Origin of the sequence: Streptomyces niger, assembly GCF_000718305.1 — a bacterium.
Taxonomy (GTDB): domain Bacteria; phylum Actinomycetota; class Actinomycetes; order Streptomycetales; family Streptomycetaceae; genus Streptomyces; species Streptomyces niger.
On the sequence record NZ_JOFQ01000006.1, the window covers coordinates 336,892 to 359,410 of the forward strand.

At 71.2% G+C, this 22,519-nt stretch carries 23 protein-coding genes and 2 pseudogenes; 14 read left to right on the forward strand and 11 right to left on the reverse strand.

The window, feature by feature from the left end; genetic code table 11:
• Positions 1-16: 16 nt before the first annotated feature.
• Positions 17-889 (reverse strand): helix-turn-helix domain-containing protein, encoded by an 873-nt coding sequence (locus IF20_RS14070; protein ID WP_052865464.1) that lies wholly within the window; start codon positions 887-889, stop codon positions 17-19.
• Positions 890-1,145: 256 nt separating this feature from the next.
• On the opposite strand from IF20_RS14070, the gene IF20_RS14075 reads away from it, so the two are divergent.
• Positions 1,146-1,610, forward strand: coding sequence for an ATP-binding protein (locus IF20_RS14075; protein ID WP_052865465.1), 465 nt, complete (start codon positions 1,146-1,148; stop codon positions 1,608-1,610).
• A gap of 654 nt (positions 1,611-2,264) precedes the next feature.
• Here IF20_RS14075 and IF20_RS14080 read toward each other — a convergent pair.
• The 3 genes from IF20_RS14080 to IF20_RS14090 all read right to left on the reverse strand — a co-directional run bounded on the left by IF20_RS14080 (position 2,265) and on the right by IF20_RS14090 (position 4,325).
• Entirely contained in the window at positions 2,265-2,825 is a 561-nt protein-coding gene (locus tag IF20_RS14080) for a C40 family peptidase (protein ID WP_052865466.1), read from the reverse strand.
• A gap of 533 nt (positions 2,826-3,358) precedes the next feature.
• A complete protein-coding gene (locus tag IF20_RS14085; RefSeq protein ID WP_052865467.1) occupies positions 3,359-3,673 on the reverse strand; it encodes a hypothetical protein in 315 nt (104 codons plus the stop codon).
• Positions 3,674-3,677: 4 nt separating this feature from the next.
• Positions 3,678-4,325, reverse strand: coding sequence for an ATP-dependent Clp protease proteolytic subunit (locus IF20_RS14090; RefSeq protein ID WP_052865468.1), 648 nt, complete (start codon positions 4,323-4,325; stop codon positions 3,678-3,680).
• Positions 4,326-4,390: 65 nt separating this feature from the next.
• Between IF20_RS14090 and IF20_RS14095 the strand changes: the two genes are divergently transcribed.
• On the forward strand, positions 4,391-4,705 hold the full coding sequence (locus IF20_RS14095) for a type II toxin-antitoxin system Phd/YefM family antitoxin (RefSeq protein ID WP_052865469.1): 315 nt from the start codon (positions 4,391-4,393) through the stop codon (positions 4,703-4,705).
• 145 nt (positions 4,706-4,850) lie between these two features.
• Here IF20_RS14095 and IF20_RS14100 read toward each other — a convergent pair whose 3' ends face one another.
• A complete protein-coding gene (locus tag IF20_RS14100; protein ID WP_052865470.1) occupies positions 4,851-5,798 on the reverse strand; it encodes a M28 family metallopeptidase in 948 nt (315 codons plus the stop codon).
• 438 nt (positions 5,799-6,236) lie between these two features.
• Here IF20_RS14100 and IF20_RS14105 point away from each other — a divergent pair, with 438 nt between their 5' ends.
• The 7 genes from IF20_RS14105 to IF20_RS14135 all read left to right on the forward strand — a co-directional run bounded on the left by IF20_RS14105 (position 6,237) and on the right by IF20_RS14135 (position 12,615).
• On the forward strand, positions 6,237-6,539 hold the full coding sequence (locus IF20_RS14105) for an urease subunit gamma (protein WP_030608360.1): 303 nt from the start codon (positions 6,237-6,239) through the stop codon (positions 6,537-6,539).
• 17 nt (positions 6,540-6,556) lie between these two features.
• Positions 6,557-6,868, forward strand: a complete 312-nt coding sequence (locus IF20_RS14110) for an urease subunit beta (protein ID WP_052865471.1) — start codon at positions 6,557-6,559, stop codon at positions 6,866-6,868.
• Positions 6,861-8,582 carry an urease subunit alpha gene (locus IF20_RS14115; protein WP_052865472.1) on the forward strand — a complete coding sequence of 574 codons (1,722 nt, stop codon included), beginning with the start codon at positions 6,861-6,863 and terminating at the stop codon, positions 8,580-8,582. The genes IF20_RS14110 and IF20_RS14115 overlap by 8 nt, the downstream gene beginning before the upstream one ends.
• A gap of 40 nt (positions 8,583-8,622) precedes the next feature.
• The gene (locus IF20_RS14120; protein ID WP_052865473.1) at positions 8,623-9,297 is read left to right on the forward strand and encodes an urease accessory protein UreF; all 675 of its coding nucleotides are present in this window, start codon (positions 8,623-8,625) and stop codon (positions 9,295-9,297) included.
• A gap of 52 nt (positions 9,298-9,349) precedes the next feature.
• Positions 9,350-10,066 carry an urease accessory protein UreG gene (gene ureG, locus IF20_RS14125; protein ID WP_052865474.1) on the forward strand — a complete coding sequence of 239 codons (717 nt, stop codon included), beginning with the start codon at positions 9,350-9,352 and terminating at the stop codon, positions 10,064-10,066.
• A complete protein-coding gene (locus tag IF20_RS14130) occupies positions 10,063-10,899 on the forward strand; it encodes an urease accessory protein UreD (RefSeq protein WP_052865541.1) in 837 nt (278 codons plus the stop codon). Before ureG ends, IF20_RS14130 begins: the two co-directional genes overlap by 4 nt.
• Positions 10,900-11,034: 135 nt before the next feature.
• Positions 11,035-12,615: an alpha/beta hydrolase gene (locus IF20_RS14135; protein WP_052865475.1), complete on the forward strand. Its 1,581-nt coding sequence runs from the start codon at positions 11,035-11,037 to the stop codon at positions 12,613-12,615.
• 56 nt (positions 12,616-12,671) lie between these two features.
• Here IF20_RS14135 and IF20_RS37730 read toward each other — a convergent pair.
• Positions 12,672-13,169, reverse strand: a pseudogene (locus IF20_RS37730) (lysophospholipid acyltransferase family protein); the annotation flags it as partial.
• A 169-nt stretch (positions 13,170-13,338) separates the two neighbouring features.
• The gene (locus IF20_RS14145; RefSeq protein ID WP_052865477.1) at positions 13,339-13,929 is read right to left on the reverse strand and encodes a TetR/AcrR family transcriptional regulator; all 591 of its coding nucleotides are present in this window, start codon (positions 13,927-13,929) and stop codon (positions 13,339-13,341) included.
• A gap of 495 nt (positions 13,930-14,424) precedes the next feature.
• On the opposite strand from IF20_RS14145, the gene IF20_RS14150 reads away from it, so the two are divergent.
• The 3 genes and pseudogenes from IF20_RS14150 to IF20_RS37735 all read left to right on the forward strand — a co-directional run.
• On the forward strand, positions 14,425-16,083 hold the full coding sequence (locus tag IF20_RS14150) for a catalase (RefSeq protein ID WP_052865478.1): 1,659 nt from the start codon (positions 14,425-14,427) through the stop codon (positions 16,081-16,083).
• Between the two features lie 13 nt (positions 16,084-16,096).
• Positions 16,097-16,405, forward strand: coding sequence for a hypothetical protein (locus IF20_RS14155; protein WP_052865479.1), 309 nt, complete (start codon positions 16,097-16,099; stop codon positions 16,403-16,405).
• Positions 16,390-16,617 (forward strand): annotated as a pseudogene (locus tag IF20_RS37735) (MBL fold metallo-hydrolase); the annotation flags it as partial. The gene IF20_RS14155 and the pseudogene IF20_RS37735, both read left to right, overlap by 16 nt.
• Positions 16,618-17,117: 500 nt before the next feature.
• On the opposite strand, the gene IF20_RS14165 reads toward IF20_RS37735, so the two are convergent.
• Positions 17,118-17,513, reverse strand: coding sequence for a tautomerase family protein (locus IF20_RS14165; RefSeq protein ID WP_052865481.1), 396 nt, complete (start codon positions 17,511-17,513; stop codon positions 17,118-17,120).
• Positions 17,514-17,660: 147 nt separating this feature from the next.
• Between IF20_RS14165 and IF20_RS14170 the strand changes: the two genes are divergently transcribed.
• A complete protein-coding gene (locus IF20_RS14170; RefSeq protein WP_110944148.1) occupies positions 17,661-18,377 on the forward strand; it encodes an alpha/beta hydrolase in 717 nt (238 codons plus the stop codon).
• Positions 18,378-18,486: 109 nt separating this feature from the next.
• Here IF20_RS14170 and IF20_RS14175 read toward each other — a convergent pair whose 3' ends face one another.
• Together IF20_RS14175 and IF20_RS14180 are read right to left on the reverse strand one after the other, a co-directional pair.
• Complete coding sequence (locus IF20_RS14175; RefSeq protein ID WP_052865482.1) at positions 18,487-19,767, reverse strand: glycoside hydrolase family 16 protein; 1,281 nt, start codon at positions 19,765-19,767, stop codon at positions 18,487-18,489.
• Between the two features lie 218 nt (positions 19,768-19,985).
• Positions 19,986-20,915: an alpha/beta fold hydrolase gene (locus IF20_RS14180; RefSeq protein WP_052865483.1), complete on the reverse strand. Its 930-nt coding sequence runs from the start codon at positions 20,913-20,915 to the stop codon at positions 19,986-19,988.
• A 148-nt stretch (positions 20,916-21,063) separates the two neighbouring features.
• Here IF20_RS14180 and IF20_RS14185 point away from each other — a divergent pair, with 148 nt between their 5' ends.
• Positions 21,064-21,681 (forward strand): TetR/AcrR family transcriptional regulator, encoded by a 618-nt coding sequence (locus IF20_RS14185; RefSeq protein WP_052865484.1) that lies wholly within the window; start codon positions 21,064-21,066, stop codon positions 21,679-21,681.
• Between the two features lie 159 nt (positions 21,682-21,840).
• Here IF20_RS14185 and IF20_RS14190 read toward each other — a convergent pair whose 3' ends face one another.
• Entirely contained in the window at positions 21,841-22,416 is a 576-nt protein-coding gene (locus tag IF20_RS14190) for a TetR/AcrR family transcriptional regulator (protein WP_052865485.1), read from the reverse strand.
• Positions 22,417-22,519 lie beyond the last annotated feature (103 nt).

The window sequence follows — 22,519 nt, forward strand, 5'->3', positions numbered from 1 at the left end:
GCCCAGACCAGGCCACTCAGCCGTCTGCGATCTGGGCAATCAAAGCCGATGATTCCTCGCATGAGAGGGCGTGCCCCCGCAGCGTGTCGAATGCATCGCTGTACGCCCTGAGGTCCTCTTTGCGTTCGAGGTAGAGGCTACTCGTCAAATGGTCGAGAACCACCACATCCAAGTCAGCAATGAGCGGAAAGGAGAAGATAACGAAAGGGCCGGTGATGCCGATGTGGACACCGGCCGCAAACGTCATCACCTGCAGCCGCACGTGCGGCAGTTCCATGACCTCCAGCAGATGCCGCAATTGGGCCTTCATCACCTCCGGACCACCCGCCGGACGGCGTAGGACGGCCTCGTCCAACACGGCTGAAATGTTCAGTGGAGCATCCCCGTGCAGCACGTTCTGACGCTCCATGCGGACATCGACCAGCGCATCGATCCTGCTCTGCGGCAGGTCGGCCAGCGCAGCCCGGGTGACCGCACGCGCGTAGTCCGCGGTCTGCAGCAGACCCGGTACCACCGTCGTCTCCAGCGTCCGCGCATGCGAGGCGCCGGCCTCCAGGCTGATGAAGTCGCGGTACGCCGGCGGCAGCAGATCGCGGTAGGTGTGCCACCAGCCCCGTCCCGCGTCCCCTCCGCCCCCGACGCCCGCGTCCTGGCCGCACAGCGCGGCCAGCAACGTACGGGACTCCTCGTCGCGCACGTCGTACGCGTCCAGCAGCCGTTCCACGTCGGCCGGACGCACTCCGCTCCGGCCGGTCTCTATCCGGCTCACCTTCGACTGATGCCACCCCACAAGACGGGCGGCCTCGCCACTGGTGAGCCCGGCCAGATTCCGACGGCGCCTCAACTCAGCACCGAGCTTGCGACGGCGCACTGCGGGACCGTGGTGCATGAACCCTCCTCACGGATAACCGCGACTCGTCATAACTGACACCGATGCGTCAGTGTGCCGCCCAAATACGGTCTCGCGTAGCAGAGTTCACCGCTTCGAGCGACAGATATATGCATATCTTGGTGGATGGCTCACGACAGGGGCAGCATGAGTGGCAGTCTGGCGCAAAGCAGCGACGCGGGGCCGATTTTCGGACCTGATCATGCCGCTGCCCAGCGGTAAGACGGCCACGGGTGGGAAAGGGACGGGCGCGGCGATGGCAGATCACCAGGAAGCATCACTGACCCTGCCGAGCGCGCCGGAGTCCGTACCAACGGCGCGCAGATACGTTACTGAAGTCCTCAACGAGTGGGACGAAGCGGGTGGCGCGGAGCGCGCCGGTCTCCTGGACGCCGTACTGCTCATCGTCTCCGAGCTGACCACGAACGCCGTGGTCCACACCCTCGGCCGGTCCCCGGCCTTCACCGTCGTCCTCCACCTGGACCGGCACGAATCCCTGCACATCGGCGTCACGGACAGCCATCCCCGTATGCCGCGCCGGCTCCCGGCCGCCGTCCAGCAGGACAACGGCCGCGGCCTGGTCATCATCCGCACCCTCGTCGCGGAATCCGGCGGGAAGATCACCGTCGAACCGTCCGACGTCGGCGGCAAGACGGTCTGGGTCGCCCTCCCCTGGCCGACCCCCGCCCCTCGGGCCGCTCCCCGCGAAGCGAAGGCCTGAGTGACCACCGCCAATGCGGCCGAGATCATTCGCCGCGGCCCGCCGTGGGCCGGCGGACCGGCCGACGCTCCGTATGGTGGGCCGGCGTGGGCGCCCCTGATCGCGGAGGTCCGCACCCTCGTGCCCACGCGCAGGCAGGCGGCGGGCTCATACGCCTTGCGGGACCGTCGTGCGGGCCGCCGGGCCGAGGAGTTCGGAGAACTGCGGACGGCGGTGCGGCCCCTGTTCCTTTCCGATGTACTGGACGCGGTCGCCGCGGTCCATTCACCACAGCACTCGAAACCCGACTCCCGGGCGCACTGCTGGCTTTCCAGATGTCCCCGTTGATCCTGGTGCGGTGGAACCAGACGATGAACACCACCGCGGCCACCGGCAGTACCTGAACGGAGAGGCTGCGGTAAAACGCATAATTCTCGTCCGACACCGTCGCAGCCGCCGCCCGACGGACCGGCGAAACAAGCGCCCCGGCCCTTCCGCCGCCTTCCGTGACCCTGCCCCCGGAAAATGCGCATCAGGCGACCGACGTGCGTGCTGAGGGGGGCCGGCAAGGTCCGGCCCGGAGCGGTGAGTTCGTACTCGCCTCAGGGTGGAAGCCTCAGGGTGGAAGCCCCGAGGAGGCGTCGCGGTCGGCTCCCCGGGGCTCCTCAGGAGCGGTTACGCGCGGCCGTACCAGACGCTTCGGGTCCAGATGCGTTCCTTGCGGACCGAGGCGCCGGGCTTGGGGGCGTGCCAGATGCGGCCCTTCCCGGCGTAGATGCCGACGTGGTACACCGTGCCGCCGGCGTGGAAGAAGACCAGGTCACCCCGCTTCCGTGCGGAGGCGCTGATGTGCCGGACGTGGCGGTACTGGGAATCCGCGGTACGCGGCAGCCGCTTGCCGGCGCGCTTGAACGCGTACTGCGTCAGCCCCGAGCAGTCGAAGCTGCGTGGGCCCGTGGCTCCCCAACGGTACGGGGAGCCCTTCTTCGACGCCGCGATGCGCAGCGCCCTGTGGCCGGAGCCCGACGAGACCGCCGACACCGCTGTCATGGCGGTCGTCGTGGTCGTCGTGGACGCCGTCACGGAGACCGGGGCGGCTGCCGCCGTGGCGCCCTCCGTGCTGCCGGGGATCAGGCCCCCACCTCCCACCAGTGCCAGCGTGAGCACCGAAACCGCCGCGGCACGGGACACCAGGGCGGGCACACCAGAAGCAGGATGATGATCGCGCGCAGACATGCGCACTCCTTCGTCAGCCGCCTGCGAAGGAAGACCTGTCGGGTTCGGGCAGGCGAAGATGCCCGGCCGGACGTACGCCACCGCAAGGTGGCACCGGCTTCACCCCAAGGGACCGCCGGCCGCTTCCGCAGCCGGCCGGTGGCCCCGTCGTGCTCGGGTCCTCCGCTCCTGCCGATCCAGGTGTATCGACCAGACGCCCGGGTACGGCGGCAGGATTAGGCGTCCGCCCGGACCGCCCCGCCGCTGTGGCGGGGGCTTGTCGTCAAAAGGATCGTTCCGCAAGGCACCGGTGTAGCCGGAGTGAACATTCCTGGTGTGAGGGTCGTCACGCTTGATCCATTCGGGTGGACAGGCCCGTTGCGTCGAGCGGACCGAACGCCGTACGCACCCCCGCACCGGCGCTGTCGTACGGTCTGCAAGTCGACATGTCGGCGTAGCGCGCAAGTCGAGTCCCGCACCCGTCGCATCCGCCGGCACCCCATCGGGCGGAGTCCGATCGGGTGCCGGGCCCCGTACGGAAGGGAATCGTCCCGTCATTCCTCAGCAGGCGGCGGGACGGCGACGAGACCGGCCCGCCGCTCCCCGTCCAGCACACGCAGCGCACGGGTGAGGGTGTCGGCGTGCAGCTCCGTCTCGCCGCGCTCGTGCATCAGGGCCAGTGCGTCCCGCAGCTCCGTGGCCCGGCCGACCAACGCCTGCGCGGCCCGCAGCCCCCGGTACGTGCCGTCGCCGCGTACCGGGTTGATCCGTCCCAGCAGGTCCAGGACGTGCAGATAGCTGTCGATGAAGGCGCCTTCGGCCCGGGTCAGCGCGGGCAGCGGCGGCAGCTCGGGAGGGAGAGCGGCCATTCCCTCACCTCGCGCCCCGAGCCGTACCGGAGCCGCCGGCCGACGTCTTGCGGCCGCGGGTGAGGCCGTCGATCAGCCCGTACGCCACGGCCTCCTGCGCGTCGAGGATCTTGTCGCGCTCGATGTCGGCGGCGATCTGGTCGCGCGATCGGCCGGTGTGTCGGGCGAGCAGCTCCTCCAGCAGGGCGCGGGTGCGGAGCAGTTCGCGGGCTTGCAGGTCCAGGTCGGTGATCTGGCCCTCGACCGGTTCGCTGAAGGACGGCTGGTGGATGAGGACGCGCGCGCCGGGGAGGGCGAGGCGGCGACCGGGCTGACCGGCGGCGAGCAGGACGGCGGCGGCCGAGGCGGCCTGGCCGAGGCAGACCGTCTCGATGGGGCTGGTGACGAACTGCATCGTGTCGTAGATCGCGGTCATCGCGGTGAAGGAGCCGCCGGGGGAGTTGATGTAGAGGGAGATGGCCTGGTCGGGCGCGGCGTGTTCGAGGTGGATCAGCTGCGCCATCACGTCGTTGGCCGCGGTGTCGTCGATCGGGGTGCCGAGGAAGACGATGCGCTCGTCGAGCAGCTTGGAGTACGGGTCGAGCGTGCGGGTGCCCTGCGTCGTGCGCTCGGTGAACTCCGGAAGGACGTAGCGGGCCGTGGGTTCGAGCATGAGGGCTCCTCCTCTGTTCGTTTGTAAAAAATGTACAGGACGTACATCCCGTTAGAATGGGGAGCATGACCTACGAGATTCCGGTGACGCAAGCCCGGGCGGAGCTCGCGGATTTGATCAACCGCGTCGTGTACGGCTCCGAGCGCGTGGTCGTCACGCGCCACGGCAAGCCCTTGGCGGCGCTGGTTTCGGCGGCTGACCTGCAGAGGCTCGAAGAGCTCGACCGCGCGGAAGCGGGTGCCGAGGAGGAGGTCATCAGCACCGTCTCCGCGGTCCGGCAGCTGCCGGCGTCCGCTGCGGGCGAACGGCGCCGGTTCGGTATCGCCGCGGAACACCGCGGCCCGGCCGCCGGGGATCGGCGACCGGGCCACGAGAAGTGAGACGGGTCAGCTGCTGAGCCGGCCCTGCGGGAGGGCGGGCTCAGGAGCTGAACGAGCCCGTCGAAGGGGTGGGCGTCAGGAGCTGAACGAGCCCGTCGAAGGGGTGGGCGTCAGGAGCTGAACGAGCCCGTCGAAGGGGTGGGCGTCAGGAGCTGAGCTCCCAGACGGCGTGCGCGATGGCGTCGGTGTTGGTGTCCAGCGCCTTGTCGTCGATGTTCTTCGAGGTGTCGCAGGACCGGTGGTAGCAGGCGTCGAAGGCCTTGCCCTCCGTGCCGCCCCAGTTCTTGGCCTGCTCCGCGGTCTTCTTGTAGTCCGCGCCGGAGAAGAGGCCGCCGACGGGGATGCCGGCGTCCTTGAAGGGCGCGTGGTCCGAGCGGCCGTCGCCCTCGGTCTCCTTCTCCGTGACGATGTTCTTGGTCGCGTACCAGTCCGTGAAGACCTTCTCCAGCCGGGTGTCGTCGTCGTAGACGAAGTAGCCGGGGTTGGGGGAGCCGATCATGTCGAAGTTCAGGTAGGAGTCGAACTTCGCGCGGTCGGCCTCGGCCAGGCCGTCCACGTAGTGCGTCGAGCCGACCATGCCGAGCTCCTCGGCGCCCCACCAGCCGAACCGCAGGTGCTTGGCGGGCTTGAGGTCCGCCTTGGCGACCGCGAGGGCGACTTCGAGGATGCCGGCCGAGCCGGAGCCGTTGTCGTTGATGCCCGGGCCCGCGTCCACGGAGTCCAGATGGGCGCCGGCCATCACCGTCTTGCTCTCGTCGCCGCCGGGCCAGTCGGCGATGAGGTTGTAGCCCGTGCTCCCGCCTTCGTCGAACTCCTGGACCTTCGTGGTGAATCCGGCCTCGTCCAGCTTGCCCTTGATGTAGTCCACGGACGCCTTGTAACCGGGCTGGCCGTGGGCGCGGTTGCCGCCGTTGGCGTCGGCGATGGACTGGAGCTGGTCCAGGTCGCCCTTGACGGCGGAGACGGGGATGTCCGGCGCGGCCTGCGGGGTGGTGCCCGCCTGGGCGCCGGCCGCGGTGAAGAGCGTGGCGGCGACGGCGGTGCAGGCGCCCGCCGCGAGGACGGCCCGACGTATTCGTACGGAACGGGTCACGATGTGGCTCCGATACTGGTGTGGGGGGTGGTGTTGCGGAGCTTGCTGTTGTTCGGAAGCGCGTGCGCGACGCGTGAGGCGTGCGAGCGCGCGGACATGAGCATCGTGACTTGTCGATGGGCAGTCAAGAGCGGATACCGAACGCGGTGTTCCGGCGAGCGGGGCGCCGGTCTGTTTTGTCTCTTTCGAGGGAAGTGGGGGCTAGGCCGGGAATTGCTCCCGAGGGGCCTGCTCGCCAGATTTAACAAGGGATTCACCGAGGTAACGCGGGCGTCATCAGGCGGGGCTAGCCTGCGAAGTCGGTGCCGTTTCATGGAACTTACCTGGAGATCAGTTTGCTTTCCCTTTGTTGAATGTGTGATACATCTATATAAACGGGTGGGTTGACGCCCGTGACCTGGGTCGATGCGGTCCAGGCGCAGAATTGTGAGGTGGAATATGCAACTGACTCCGCATGAACAAGAACGGCTGATGATTCATGTCGCGGCGGACGTTGCCGAAAAGCGCCGGGCCCGCGGCGTACGGCTCAACCACCCCGAAGCCATTGCCCTGCTGACCGTGCACATCCTGGAAGGCGCACGCGACGGCCGGACGGTCGCCGAACTCATGTCCTCCGGGCGCAAGGTGCTCACCCGGGACGACGTCATGGAGGGCGTTCCCGAGATGATCCACGACGTCCAGGTCGAGGCGACCTTCCCGGACGGCACCAAGCTCGTCACCGTCCACGACCCCATCAGCTGACCCAGGGAGAACCGAAGATGATCCCGGGACAGATCGTCTACGCGGACGAGCCGGTGCGCCTCAACGAGGGCCTGCCCATCACCCGCATGACCGTCCTGAACATCGCCGACCGCCCCGTGCAGGTCGGCTCGCACTACCACTTCGCCGAGGCCAACCCCGGCCTCGACTTCGACCGTGCGGCCGCGCACGGCAAGCACCTGAACGTCCCCGCCGGCTCGGCCGTGCGCTTCGAGCCCGGTATCCCCACCGAGGTCGAACTCGTGCCCCTCGGGGGCAAGCGGATCGTCGCGGGCCTGCGTGGCGAGACCGGAGGCACCCTCGATGGCTGAACTTTCCCGCGCCGCGTACGCCGACCTCTTCGGCCCCACGGCGGGCGACCTGGTGCGGCTGGCCGACACCGACCTGCTGATCGAGATCGTCGAGGACCTGTCGGGCGGCCCCGGCCGCAGCGGTGACGAGGCCGTCTTCGGCGGTGGCAAGGTCATCCGCGAGTCGATGGGCCAGTCCCGGCTCTCCCGCGCGGACGGCGCGCCGGACACCGTGATCACCGGCGTGATCGTCATCGACCACTGGGGCATCGTCAAGGCCGACGTCGGCATCCGCGACGGCCGCATCGTGGCCCTCGGCAAGGCCGGCAACCCCGACACCATGGACGGCGTCCACCCCGACCTGGTGATCGGCCCGGAGACCGAGATCATCGCCGGCCAGGGCAAGATCCTCACCGCCGGCGCCATCGACACCCACGTGCACTTCATCTGCCCCGAGCAGGCGACCGAGGCGCTGGCCTCCGGCGTCACCACCATGATCGGGGGCGGTACGGGCCCGGCCGAGGGCAGCAAGGCCACCACCATCACCCCCGGCGCCTGGCACGTCTCCCGGCTCTTCGAGGCGATGGACGCCTTCCCCGTCAACGTCGGGCTGCTCGGCAAGGGCAACACCGTGTCGGTGTCCTCCATGCGCGACCAACTGCGGGCCGGCGTGCTCGGCTTCAAGATCCACGAGGACTGGGGCGCCACCCCGGCCGTGCTCGACGCCTGCCTGAACGTCTGCGACGAGAGTGGCGCCCAGCTCGCGATCCACACCGACACCCTGAACGAGGCCGGCTTCCTCGGCGACACCATCGCCGCCATCGCCGGCCGCTCGATCCACGCCTTCCACGTCGAGGGCGCCGGCGGCGGCCACGCGCCCGACATGATCGCCATGGTGTCGGAGCCGAACGTACTGCCCGCGTCGACCAACCCGACCCGGCCGCACACCGTCAACACCGTCGAGGAGCACCTCGACATGCTGATGGTCTGCCACCACCTGAACCCCGCGGTCCCCGAGGACCTGGCCTTCGCCGAGTCCCGCATCCGCCCCTCGACCATCGCGGCCGAGGACATCCTGCACGACATGGGCGCCATCTCGATGATGTCGTCCGACGCGCAGGCGATGGGCCGCATCGGCGAGGTCGTGATGCGCACCTGGCAGACCGCGCACGTGATGAAGAAGCGCCGCGGCGCGCTGGAAGGGGACTTCGCGGCCGACAACAACCGCGTACGGCGGTACGTCGCGAAGTACACCATCAACCCGGCGATCGCCCAGGGCATCGACCACGTCGTCGGCTCGGTCGAGGCCGGCAAGCTCGCCGACCTCGTGCTGTGGGACCCGGCGTTCTTCGGCGTCAAGCCGCGGCTGGTCATCAAGGGCGGCCAGATCGCGTACGCGCAGATCGGCGACGCCAACGCGTCCATCCCGACCCCGCAGCCGGTCCTGCCCCGCCCGATGTTCGGCGCGATCGGCAAGGCCCCCGGCGCGAACTCGCTCAACTTCGTCTCCGAGCAGGCGGTCGAGGACGGGCTGGCCGAACGGCTCGGCGTCGCGAAGGAGCTGACCGCCATCCGCTCCACCCGCCAGGTGGGCAAGGCGGCCATGCGCAACAACGACGCGCTGCCGAAGGTCGTGGTCGACCCCGACACCTTCACGGTGACCATCGACGACGAGGTGGTCGAGCCCGCCCCGGCGGCCGAACTGCCCATGGCGCAGAGGTACTTCCTGTTCTGATGAGTACCACCCAGTCACCGCTGCCGAAGGGCCGGGGCCGATGAGCCGCGCCGCGCTGCTCGTCCTCGCCGACGGCCGCTTCCCCGCCGGCGGCCACGCGCACTCCGGCGGCGCCGAAGCGGCCGTCGCCGCGGGCCGCATCACGGACGCGGCGACGCTGGAGGCGTTCTGCCGCGGCCGGCTGCACACCGCCGGGCTGGTCGCCGCCGGACTGGCGGCGGCCGCCGCGGGCGGCTGCGACCCGCTTGCGCTGGACGATGCGGCCGACGCCCGTACGCCCGTACCGGCGCTGCGCACCGTCGCCCGCAAGCTGGGCCGCCAGATGATGCGGGCCGCCCGCGCGACCTGGCCGTCGCCCGAGCTGGACGCGCTCGCCGCCGCCCGCCCCAAGGGCGCGCACCAGCCGGTCGTGCTCGGGCTCGCCGCGCGGTCGGCGGGCCTGGCGCCGGAGGACGCCGCGTACGCCGTGGTCTACGAGACCGTGAGCGGCCCGGCGACCGCCGTCGTCCGCCTGCTGAGCCTGGACCCGTTCGACGCCACCGCGGTGCTCGCGCGGCTCGCGTCCGACCTCGACGGGGTCGTGGCCGAGGCCGTCGCCGCCGCCGAGCACGTCCCCCGAGAGGGCATCGGCGCGCTGCCCGCCCGCTCGGCGCCGCTGCTGGACATCACCGCACAGCAGCACGCCGCCTGGCCGGTACGGCTGTTCGCGTCCTGAGGGCACGCGGCGCCGCACCGCCACCACCACTTACGCACCACACGGAGTGACCATGCACCTCGACCACGATCTCGACGAGAAGTTCCCGCACCGCCACACCTACAGCGCCGCCGAGCCCCGGCGCCCCGACGGCACCCGCCGCGCCGTGCGCATCGGCCTCGGCGGGCCGGTCGGCTCCGGCAAGACCGCCACCGTCGCCGCCCTCTGCCGCGCGCTCCGTGACGAGCTGTCCATCGCCGTCGTGACGAACGACATCTACACGCGCGAGGACGCCGAGTTCCTGCTCCGCGAGGCCGTACTGCCCCCGGAGCGGATCACCGCCGTGGAGACCGGCGCCTGCCCGCACACCGCTATCCGCGACGACATCTCCGCCAACCTGGAGGCCGTGGAGGACCTGGAGGACACGCTCTCCACCGGGAAGGGCGGCCCGCTCGACCTGATCCTGGTGGAGTCCGGCGGCGACAACCTCACCGCCACCTTCTCCAAGGGCCTGGTCGACTTCCAGATCTTCGTGATCGACGTGGCCGGCGGCGACGACATCCCGCGCAAGGGCGGCCCCGGCGTCACCACCGCCGACCTGCTCGTCATCAACAAGACCGACCTCGCCCCGTACGTCGGCTCCGACCTGGAGGGCATGGCGCGGGACGCCAAGGCGCAGCGCGGCGAACTGCCCGTCGCCTTCACCGCGATCAAGTCCGAGAACGGCGTGGCCCCGGTCGCCGACTGGGTCCGCGAGCGCCTCGCCGAGTGGACCGCGGGCCCGGCATGACCCTCGCGCCGCCCCCGATCGCCTCCGCCGGAACCGCGGCACCCGCCGCCGTACCGCCGGCCGCCGCCCGGCAGTTGCGCGCCACCGCCCGTATCGCCGCGGTCGCCGCGCCGTCCGGGGCCTCCCGGCTGCCGGTGCTGGACGGCGCGGGGCCGCTGGCGCTGCGCCGGCTGGCCTCGCACGACGGCGCTGCCCGGGTCTGCGTGGTCGGCGCCATGAGCGCCCCCGTGGGCGGCGACCGGCTGCGCATCGAGGCGGCGGCGGGTCCCGGCAGCGACCTGCGGGTCACCGCCGCGGCCGCGACCCTCGCGCTGCCCGGCCACCACCCGGGGACGGCCCGCTACGACGTGGCGCTGGACGTGGCCGACGGGGCCCGCCTGGACTGGCTGCCCGAGCCGCTGATCACCGCGGCCGGCAGTGACCTGATCCAGACCACCACCGTCGACCTCGCGGCCTCGGCCCGGCTGGTGCTGCGGGAGGAGCAGGTGCTCGGCCGGGCCGGCGAGGACACCGGCCGGCTCACCGCCCGGCTGACGGTGCGGCGCGCCGGCCGGGTCCTGCTGGACCAGGAGACGGCGTACGGTCCCGGGGTGCCCGGTTGGGACACGGCAGCGGTGCTCGCCGGCCACCGCGCCGTCGGCCAGCTGCTCGTCGTCGACCCGGCGTACGAGGAGGAGCCCGTACCGGTACGGGTCCTGGCGGCGCCGGACGGCGCGGGAGAGGCCGTGGTCACGCCGCTCGCCGGGCCGGCCGCTCTGGTCACCGCCGTCGCGCCGGACGCGCTGGCCGTCCGGCGGCTGCTCGATGCGGCCGCGATTCCCACGGGTTGGTGAAGACGCGAATCCTACGGGTTGGTAAAGAATAGGCCGTCCGGTCTTTTCATCGGACGGATGTACGAGACAGGATCCCCCTGCAGCTCTGTGATCATCGCCGCCACAAGTGGCGCACCATGCAGGGGGAACAACCACGTGAGACGTACAGCAGCGCTCGGCGCCGCCGGCAGCCTGGTCGCCGGCGCGCTCATAGCCGGCGCCATCGCCGCCACGCCCGCCAGCGCGGGCGTGCAGCACCAGAAGGGCTCCGCCGAGGACCGTGGCGTCAAAATCGCCGCGGCGCGCGCCGCCAAGGCGGGTATCGACTGGCAGACCTGTCCCAAGGACTGGGGGCTGAACGCCCCGATCCAGTGCGGGTTCGTGACCGTCCCGGTCGACTACGCCAAGCCCGACGGCAAGAAGATCAAGATTGCGGTGGACCGGGCCGAGAGCACCGGCACCAAGGACGAGCGCCAGGGCTCCCTGGTCTACAATCCCGGCGGCCCCGGCGGCTCGGGCCTCCGCTTCCCGACCCGGGTGACGACCAAGAACCCGATCTACGCCAAGATGGCCAAGGCCTACGACTTCGTCGGCTTCGACCCGCGCGGCGTGGGCCACTCGGCCCCGATCTCCTGCGCGGACCCGCAGGAGTTCGTCAAGGCGCCCAAGGCCGACCCGGTGCCGGACAGCGAGGCCGACAAGCGCGCCCAGCGCAAGCTCGCCGCGGAGTACGCCGAGGGCTGCAAGGAGCGCAGCGGCGACCTGCTCAAGTCCCTGACGACGCCCAACACCGTGCGTGACCTGGACGTCATCCGCGCGGCCACGGGCGACAAGAAGCTCAACTACCTCGGCGTCTCCTACGGCACCTACATCGGCGCCGTCTACGCCACGCTCTTCCCCGACCACGTGCGCCGGATGCTCGTCGACTCGGTCGTGAACCCCTCGCGCGAGAAGGTCTGGTACGAGGCCAACCTCGACCAGGACATCGCCTTCGAGACCCGCTGGGGCGACTGGAAGAAGTGGGTCGCGAAGAACGACGCGACGTACCACATCGGCGACACCCCCGAGAAGGTCCAGGCGCAGTGGGAGAAGCTGCGCGCGGCCGCGAAGAAGGCCCCGCTCGGCGGCCAGGTCGGCCCGGCCGAACTCACCGGCTTCTTCCAGAACGCGCCGTACTACGACTCCATGTGGGCCCCCGTCGCCAAGGCGTGGAGCGCGTACGTCGCGGGCAACGAGCAGCCGCTGATCGACAACGCCGCGCCCGACATGAGCGACAAGGCCGGCAACATCTCCTCGGAGAACAGCAACGCGGTCTACACGGCCGTGGAGTGCAACGACGCCAAGTGGCCCACCAGCTGGCAGCGTTGGGACCGCGACAACACCCGCATCCACCGGCAGGCCCCGTTCATGACGTGGTCCAACGCCTGGATGAACCTGCCCTGCGCCACGTGGCCCGAGAAGCAGCAGACCCCGGTGAACGTCAAGACCGGTAAGGGCCTGCCCAGCGTGCTCATCGTGCAGAGCACCCGGGACGCCGCGACGCCGTACGGCGGCGCCGTCGAGCTGCACGAGCGACTGGCCGGCTCGCGCCTGATCACCGAGAAGGACGCCGGTTCGCACGGCGTCACCGGCCAGGTCAACCCCTGCATCAACGACCGCGTCGACGCGTACTTCGTGCACGGCAGGACCGATGCCAAGGACGTGACCTGCGCACCGCACGCCACGCCCAAGCCGTGACCGACGGCCGGCACCACTGAGGAGGCGGGGCGCCCGGGATCATCCCGGGCGATGGCGCGCGGCAGCCGCCGCCCGGCCGGCTGCGCCTCGAACGTGCCGATCACCGCGCACGGCACCACCGGCACCCCCGCCTCCAGCGCCATCGCGGCGACGCCGGTACGGCCCTTGTAGAGCCGCCCGTCGTGCGAGCGGGTGCCCTCCGGATAGATACCCAACAGCCGCCCCTTGCGGAGCACGTTGACCCCCGAACGGATCGCGGCCCGCGACGCCTTCCCGCCGGACCGGTCCACCGGGATCTGCCCGACGCCCCGGAAGAACGCCGCGGTCAGCCGACCCTTGAGGCCGGGTCCGGTGAAATACTCGGACTTGGCCAGAAACGTGACCCTGCGCGGCACGATCGCGGGCATCACGAAGTGATCGGCGAAGGACAGATGGTTGCCGGCGATGATCGCCGCGCCCTCTTCAGGTATGTGCTCCAGCCCCTCCACCCTGGGCCGGAAGACCACCCGCAACAGCGGTCCCAGGAAGACGTACTTGAGCACCTGGTAGAACACGCTCTTGTCCCTCCCTCTGCCGACCACGGTGAACACCAGTGTTTCCGCAGGTCAGCTGTGTTGTGAGGGTCAGAAGTGTAAGCGCGTGGCCGGGTAGCTGTAACCACGTACAACCGGCCGGATACCGGATCGGTGCGGCGGGCCCGTGCCGGGGCCTGCGCGTGCCTGCTCACGGGCGTACGGACCGCCAGATGCGGTCGGGGAGGGCGCGGGCGGCCTCGTCCAGGTCGACGTCCCCGACGGAGAGCCAGCGGCGGGCGACGCCGATGACGGGGCCGAGGAGCAGGGACTCCAGCAACGGGCCGGGCAGCGGGGCGAGCTCACCGGCGGCGGTGCGGGCCTGGATCCAGCCGGCGATCGGCGACAGCCGGGCCTCCTGCGCGGCGCGGATCTGCGGGGCGTGCTCCATGCCGTAGCGGTCGGCGGTGGCGGAGTGCACGAGCCGCGCCGCGTCCGGATGCTCCCGCAGGAAGTCCAGGTAGGCCCGGACGACGGCACGGATGCCCGTGCGGGCGGTACGGGTCCGCTGCAGGGCCCCGGACAGCCGGTCGAGCAACCGGCTCAGCCAGCGCAGCGTGAGCGCGGTGACGAGCCCGTCGATGCTCCCGAAGTGGTGGTACAGGCTGCCCGGACTGACGCCGCTGGCCTTGGTGACCGCGCTGACGGTGAGCCCCGGTTCGCCCGAGGTCGCGTACACCCCGAGAGCGGCGTCCAGCACCTGCTCGACGGTGGCCTCGCCACGCTGCTGCTTGGGGCTCATCGGGCGACCGTCCTCGGAAGTCGTACGGGGCGGTGTCCTCACGGGCCCGCTGCGGGGAGCATAGAGCACCCGGTTTTCCGGAAGCTGTTTCTAGAAAACTCTTCCAAACTCTTCCGAACTCTTCCGAACTCTTCCAAGTTTCCCGCTCGGTCCCGCACACTGAAGCCCGTGTCCGGACCGGGTCCGTCCGCTCGGGGGAGGCGGACGGCCCCGGTCCCGACCCTGCCGCGAGGCGACTCCCCCCGAGCCACCGGGGACGACGGAACAGACGCACGGGGAAGGGGAGCCCGCGGCCACCAGCGCAAGCTGCCGCCGCCGGGGACGCCGGCCTAGCCGCCCTGTTCCTGAGGTTCGGCCGCCGCCCGGCCGAACGGATGCGGACCACATGGGTGAGTTTCTGTGCCAATGCCGCCCGAATGGGTACCCCTGTTCTCCCGAGCGCTGTCCTTACGGCGCGGACCGAGCGTCTTCGAGTGCTGAAGGAAACCGAGAGCAGTGACAGACGTAGCAAGCCAGGGACCGGCCCCCGGCGACGACCGCCCCGTGCTCACCAACCGCCAGGGCCACCCGGTCTACGACAACCAGAACCAGCGGACGGTCGGCGCACGCGGGCCCGCCACCCTGGAGAACTACCAGTTCCTGGAGAAGATCAGCCACTTCGACCGCGAGCGCATCCCGGAGCGCGTCGTACACGCCCGCGGCGTGACGGCCTACGGCTACTTCGAGAGCTACGGGAAGTGGGGCGAGGAGCCGATCGGCCGCTACACCCGGGCCAAGCTGTTCCAGGAGGCGGGCAAGCGCACCGACGTGGCCGTGCGGTTCTCCACCGTCATCGGCGGCCGGGACTCCTCCGAGACCGCCCGTGACCCGCGCGGCTTCGCCGTGAAGTTCTACACCGAGGACGGCAACTGGGACCTGGTCGGCAACAACCTGGGCGTCTTCTTCATCCGGGACGCGATCAAGTTCCCCGACGTCATCCACGCGCTCAAGCCCGACCCGGTCTCGCACGAGCAGAAGCCGGCCCGGATCTTCGACTTCATGTCGCAGACCCCGGAGTCGATGCACATGCTCGTCAACCTCTTCAGCCCCCGCGGCATCCCCTCCGACTACCGCCACATGCAGGGCTTCGGCGTCAACACCTACAAGTGGGTGAACGAGGAGGGCAAGACCGTCCTGGTCAAGTACCACTGGCTGCCCACGGTGGGCGTGCGCAGCATGACCGAGGAGGACGCGGCCAACGTGCAGGCCGGGGAGCTCGGCCACGCCACCAAGGACCTGTACGAGGCGGTGGGGCGCGGCGACTACCCCGAGTGGGAGCTGGTCGTCCAGATGATGGACGACCACGACCACTCCGAGCTGGACTTCGACCCGCTGGACGACACCAAGACCTGGCCGGAGCAGGACTTCCCGCCCCAGCCCGTCGGCCGGATGGTGCTGGACCGCATGCCGGACAACTACTTCGCCGAGAACGAGCAGATCTCCTTCGGCACCGGCGTCCTCGTCGACGGGCTGGACTTCTCCGACGACAAGATGCTCGTCGGGCGGACCTTCTCCTACAGCGACACCCAGCGCTACCGGGTCGGCCCCAACTACCTCCAGCTCCCCGTCAACCGGGCCAAGAACGCCACCGTCCGCACCAATCAGCGCGACGGCCTCATGGCGTACGACCAGGACCAGCACGGCGGCAACCCGGAGGTCAACTACGAGCCGTCGATCACCGGTGGGCTGCACGAGGCCCAGTACCCCACCCACGACGAGCAGGGCCCGGAGATCCGCGGCCGCCTCACCCGCAAGCGGATCCCGCGCACCAACGACTACCTCCAGGCCGGTCAGCGGTACTGCCTCATGGAGGACTGGGAGCGCGACGACCTGGTGAAGAACTTCATCGACCTGATCTCCCAGGCCGACCGCGCCGTCCAGGAGCGGATGGTGTGGCACTTCCTGCTGGTCGAGAACGACCTCGGCCTCCGGGTCGGCAAGGGCCTGGGCATCGGCCCGCAGGACGTCGCCCACCTGAAGCCGCTGGCGAGCCAGGACCTGACGGAGGAGGACCGCAAGCGGCTGTCGAACCTCGGCGACAACCCGCCGCGGGACGTCTCCGGCCTCACCATGACGCACTGCGTCCCCAACGAGCGGCATGTCGTCACGCGCTGACGGGCACCGGCACATGGCGCAGGCGAAGCGGTACGCGGTGGCGGCATCCGGGAGCTGGGTGGACGAGGAGGAGGGCCGGCGCCGGCTGCCGGCGGGCGAGGCGCACGCCTGGGAACAGGGCCGCAACGAAACCGTGTGCGGCCTCTCCCTCAGCCGCTCCCAACTGGCCCGGTTCCCCGGCGTCGGGTGGCCCGACATCCTCCCCGAATCCGGCGGAGCCGCCGACCGCGTCCAGCGGGTGTGCCCGCGCTGCGCGTCCGTCGCCGGCCGCCGCGGCGGCGACGGCCGCCCCCGCTGGCACCGCACCGATCCACGGCCGTGACGGGCCGGCACGCGGGCGGACCACTGCGGCGCCTGCTGCCGCCGGTGATGGGCAGCAGGCTGGAGTTCGGGCCCCTCGGCGGCGAGTGCCGGCTGCGGCTGTACCTCTCGGGCGACACCCTCCTCTTCGACGGCCTCGACGAGATCGGCCACCGCTACCCCGACACCGACCTGGCCGTCCTGCAGCTGGGCGGCACCCGCCTGCCGGACGGCGACCCTCACGGTCGGCGCGGCACGGGTCACCGTCTCCGGCTGACGGGGCATCGGCGCGGCGCCAGCAGACATCCCGCCTCCCGTATCGTGGTCGCGATTCGGTTCACGTGCCGCCACGTTCACCGGGAGAATCACCATGCCGTCTGCGCCCCGCCCCGACGCCCCGGCGCGCGCCACACGGCCATGCTGTGGGGCGGCGCCAACCCGCCCGGCACACCCGCGGAGCTGCGCACCTACCTGACGTCGCTCCGGACCTTCCGGCACCGGACGCGCCGGGCGGGCGCCGACGTGGAACTCTCCAACCACCCCAACGACCACGGTCTCCAGCGCGCCGAGCAGCTCCGCACCGACCCCGGCGGGCCGAACCCGTTCGTCCTCGGCCGCCGGCGCACGGACCGCTACCTGGCGGTGATGGAGTCCATGCTCCGCGGCCGGCTCGCCGACGCGTCCTGACCGGTTGCCCGGAGGCCGGCTGCCGGGGCCGGCGCCGGGCTCGCGAGCTACGAGGGTGCGGAAGAGACGTACTGGGCCTCGCCGTTGCCGAGTGACCAGTCGGCCGGTCCGTTCTCCGTGAGGGTGATGAACACGTTCCGCGGCTCCGTACCGGCGTACTCCTGGGCCAGTTCGGCGATGCGCCGGTACAACGCCGTCTTCTGCTCGACGGTGCGTCCCGCGCGCATGGTGAGGGCGACGTAGACGATGCCCTCGTCGCGGTGCACGCCGAGGTGGTCGTCGTAGCGGAGTGTGCTGCGCGTGCCGTCGTGACCGGTCAGGATCTGGAAGCGGTCGTCGGGCGGGAAGCCCGCCGTTTCCACCAGGGCGTCGTGCACGGCGCGGCCGAGCGCGTCCAGGCGTGCGCCGGCGGTGCCCATCGCGTCGATACGGACCAGTGGCATGGGAGTCTCCTCGGGACGGGGAATGCCGGATCTGCACCAGCGCCGTACATACTAGTAGTTACAGAAGGTGGGCGGCCTGCCCCGCTTGAGGCGCGGCCGATGTGGGCAGGACTCGCCGACAGATGCCGAAGAGCGAGGCGAGGCGGAATGGTGCAGGAAACGGGGGTGCGCGGGACGGGTTCCGCGCTCATGACGCGGGACGCCGCGGCACGGACGGTGACGGCCGCCGTGCTCCTGCTCCACGGCGGGCGCGAGGAAGGGCTCGGCGCGCCCCGCCGGGGCAACCTGGCCGGTGCCCGCATGCGCCCGTTCACCTGGGCCATCGAGCGGGTGACGGCGGGCGACGGGGTGTTCGTGGGGCAGGTGCGGTACCGCCACCGCGGCTGGAACGGTGACCGGGAGGACGCGGCGCTGGACGCCCGGCGCGCGCTGGAGGAGCTGGTCCAGCGGGTGGGGGAGGTGCCCGTCGTCCTGGTCGGGCACTCCATGGGCGGCCGCGCGGCGCTGCGGGCCGCCGGGCATCCACTCGTGCGGTCCGTCGTGGCCCTCGCCCCCTGGTGCCCCGAGGGCGAGCCGGTGGCGCATCTCGACGGCCGCCGGCTGGTCCTCGTGCACGGTGACCGGGACCGCACGACCGACCCGCACGACTCCTGGCGGTTCGCCGCGCGGGCCGCCGAGGCCGGCGCCCGGCCGTGCACTGTGACGATGCGCGGCGGCGACCACCCGATGCTGCGCAGAGCCGGCGACTGGCACCGGCTCACCGTCTCGCTCGTCACGGGCCTCCTCGGCACGGAGCCGCTGCCGCCGAGGGTGGCGGACCGGCTGTCCGGCGGTACGGGCAACGCCGACCCGCTGGAATGGTGACGCGCTGCCGCGTACCACTGTCTTCAACAGTCGTACGCGGCAGCGCGTCAGCTTCCTACAGTCGTACGCGGTAGCGCGTCAGCCGCTCATGGCGTCGGCGGCCGCTCGCTCACGGCACCAGCGACCACTTCTGGTTGGCGCCGCCCGTGCACGTCCACAGCTGGGTCGGCGTGCCGTCCGCCGGGTTGTTGCCGACGACGTCCAGGCACTTGTTGGCGGGCAGGTTGACCAGGTCGTTGGTCGACGCGTTGTACGACCACCGCTGCGCGCCCGTGCCGTTGCAGTCCCACAGCTGTACGCGGGTGCCGTCGGCCGTGCCGGCGCTGGCGGCGTCGAGGCACTTGCCGAGCGCCCGTACGGTGCTGTCGCTGCCCGTCGTCCAGCGCTGCGCGGCGTTGCCGTTGCAGTTGGCGAGCTGCACCTTGGTCCCGTTGGCGGTGGCGGCGTTCGCCACGTCCAGGCACTTGCCGGACAGCCCGCGGAAGGTGCCCGTGGCGCCGGCGCTGTCGGAGGTGGTGACCTTGACGTGGTCGACGATCAGCTGCTGGGGGAAGGAGGTCGACCCGTCGGGGTCGCCCGGCCAGTAACCGCCCACGGCGAGGTTGAGGATCAGGAAGAACGGCTTGTTGAACGCCCACTGCTTGCCGCCCAGGTCGGCGGGGGTGCGGCGCTGGTAGACGTTGCCGTCCACGGACCAGGTGATCGAGTCCGGCGCCCAGTCGATGGCGAAGGTGTGGAAGGCGTCGGCGAAGGCCTGCCCGTTCGGGAGGGTGTAGCCGGCGCCGATGCCGCCGCTGCCGGAGTAGCCGGGGCCGTGGATGGTGCCGTGCACCGTACCGGGCTCGAAGCCGACGTTCTCCATGATGTCGATCTCGCCGCTGTTCGGCCAGCCGACCTGGCCGAGGTCGTTGCCGAGCATCCAGAACGCGGGCCACATGCCCTGGCCGCGCGGCACCTTCATCCGCGCCTCGACGTGGCCGTACTGCGCGGTGTATTTCCCGGAGGTGTTGAGCCGGGCCGAGGTGTACTCACAACGGCCGTACCAACACTGGTAGTTGTTGGGGTTTTCCTTGCGCGCGGTGATGACCAGCTGTCCCTGGCCGTTCAGGGCGGCGTTGGCGTTGCCGGCGGTGTAGTACTGGCGCTCGTGGTTGCTGACGTTGTCGCCGGTCTCCATCTGCCACTTGCTGCCGTCGACGGCCGAGCCGGCCGGGCCGTCGAAGTTGTCCTCGAACGTCGCGGCCTGGGTGGCGGCGGTGTGTTCGGCCGGTGGTGGTGCCGCGGTGGCGACACCGGGTGCCCAGCTCAGCGCGGCGGTGAGTGCGGCGACGGCCAGTGCCGTACCGCGGGCGGAGCGCCGGTGTCTGCGTAGGGGCACGCGTATGGACATCTGACTCCCTCGGGGTGTGGGGCGGGGAGGGGGGCCGCAACAGCCGGACGGGAGCGCGGCCGTGGCGAGGGGCGCGCGGGGCGCCGACCGGTGCGGGTGGGTGCGGGCCGAGCTGGTCCGGACCTGTCTTGCCTTCGGGAAGTGAAGCGCTGTTGGCGCGAGCCTGTCAATAAGTTGGTGAGAGCGCTCTCGAAGAAGTGGCCCCGAACGCGGGCCCGTTACTCCGCCGCCGGTCGCCGGTCGGTGGTGTCCATGAAGGCGAGCATGCGGGCGTTGATCTGCTCCGCGTGATCGATCTGCGGCCCGTGGCCGGTGTCCGCGATGATCTCGGCACAGGCTCCCGGCACCAGCCGCGGCACGCGCTCGACCTGCCGCCGCGGATGCACGAGGAGGCTCCGCCTGCCCAGCAGGAGGAGGAGCGGGGTACGGATGGTGCGGAGTTCGTCCTCGGTCAGCGGCAGCGGGGCCGGACGACGTATCCGGTGGGCTCGGACGCCGGCCCTGACCATCGCGCGCAGCTCGGGCACGACGAGGACCGGCTGCTCCAGCCAGGCGGCCAGCCGCGGGCGGAGCGCCTTGGGCGCGAAGGTCGCGAAGAGGCTGGCGAAGATCCAGGCGAAGAAGCGCAGCCCCACCTTCTCCAGGCCGCCCGGGTCGAGCAGGGTGACCGAGGCCAGCCGGCCGGGCGCGCGGTGCGCCTGGTTCAGGGCGAGCCAGCCGCCGTAGGAGGCGCCGACGAGGTGCACCCGGTCCAGCTCGAGCCCGGCCAGGGCCTCGTCCAGCCACTGCGCGGCCCGCTCCGGCCGGTGCAGGGGCGCGCGCTGCACGCTGCGGCCCGGGTCGCCGGGGGTGTCGATCGCGTAGACGGGGCGATCGGCGCTCAGCGCGGGGGTGTTGGGGTACCACATGGCGGAGCAGCCGCCCGCGCCGTGCACCAGGACGATCGGGGTGCGGGCCTGCGCGGCGGGGTCCGCGGGGCCGTACCGGTACACATGCGTGGTGCCGAAGGCCGTCTCCACGTCCGTCTCCGCCAGTGGCCGCGCTCCCATCGCGTACACCGCGTCGCAGGCGGCGAAGTAGCGGTCGCGCAGCGCGTCGTTCACGTAGCGGCCGACGTCCTTCGGGGTGCGGGTCGTGATCTCGGGCATGGTCGGCCACCTCCGGGGCGTCTCCGGTTTTCGTGATACGACCGTACCACGATGGTGGTACAGGCGTATCATCAAAAACGGCGGGCCCGCTCCGGTGCGGCCCGCCGTGCGACGGCAGCCGGACACATCAGCGAGCGGAGGCGCGGCAATGCCCAAACGCGTGGACCACGACATGCGACGCACCGAGATCGCCGCGGCCCTCGTCCGGGTCGCCGGGCGGCGCGGACTGCACGCCGTGGGGATGCGCGACGTGGCCGCGGAGGCGGGAGTGTCCCTGCGGCTGGTGCAGTACTACTTCGAGACCAAGGAGAAGCTGCTGCTCCACGGGCTGCAGTACCTGGTCGACGGGTTCGGCGCACGGGTCGCGGCGCGGGTCCGGGCCGCCGGAGCGGACGCCGGGCCGCGCGCGACGGTCGAGGCGCTGCTGAAGGCCGCACTGCCGACCGACGAGGAGAGCCGCACCTTCCACCTCCTCTACACCTCGTACGCCGTGCTCGCCGTGACCGACGAAGCCCTCGCCGCCCAGCCGTTCATGAAGAACCCCGACGCCGCGGAGGACATGGTGGCCGACCTGCTCCAGCAGGCGCGGGACGCCGGGTGCACGCCGGCGGGCCTGGACGCACGGATGGAGGCGATCGGTCTGCTCGCCCTGTCCGCCGGGCTCGGCACCAGCGTCCTCGTAGGCCAGCGCAGCCCGCGGTCCGCCACCGCCGTCCTCGACCACCAACTCGACCGGATCTTCCCGGCCGCGCGGGACGGCGCCTGAAGTGCCCCGGTGACAGGGGCGCAACGACACCGCCGTGATGAAGGTCCTGATGCCTGGGCCTTCGAAAGCGGCGGCATCGCGCACCCGGACATCGGTATGGAGCTCGTCGAGAGTGGCACCGGTGACACCGGTGACGCCGCCGGGCGGGACCCTCGCGCCCTAGGAGCCGGCGGGTGTTGCGGTCGCGAGGAGGGCCGCGGCGGCGTCCCGGGCGAGGTGGGCTGCCGTCGGGTCGCCGTTGAGGGCGGCCGTGGTGATCGCGCCGTCGATCAGCAGGGCCAACTGCCCGCCCAGCACCTCCGGTTCGGCGGCCCCCAGGGCGGCCGCGAGGCCGGTCGTGTATCCGCGGACGGCGTACTTGTGGTCGTGCGCGGCCGCGGCCACGCCGTCCGAGACGGCACCCAGCTCGCCGTACGCGTTGACGAAGGCGCAGCCGCGGAAACCGGGCCCGGCGAACCACTCCGCCAGCCAGTCGAACACCGCGAGCACCCGGTCCGCCGGTGTGGCCGCGTGCGCGGCGACGTACTCGGCCAGGGCCGCGCGCCAGCGCTCGTCGCGGCGCCGCAGATACGCCTCCACCAGCTCGCGCTTGGCGGGGAAGCATTGGTACAGCCGCTTCAGTGACACTCCGGCGGCGGCGCGGAGTTCGTCCATGCCGACGGCCTGCACGCCACGCTCGTAGAACAGCCGATCGGCGGCGTCGAGCAGCCGGGTGCGGGCCTCGTCATGATGCACGGCGTCTCCTCGTGTCCCCGTCACGTGTCCCCGTCCCCTAGCCGCGAGAACGTGCGTTCTCTAGGATAGCCGAGACGCGGAGAACGAACGTTCTCCGCGAGGT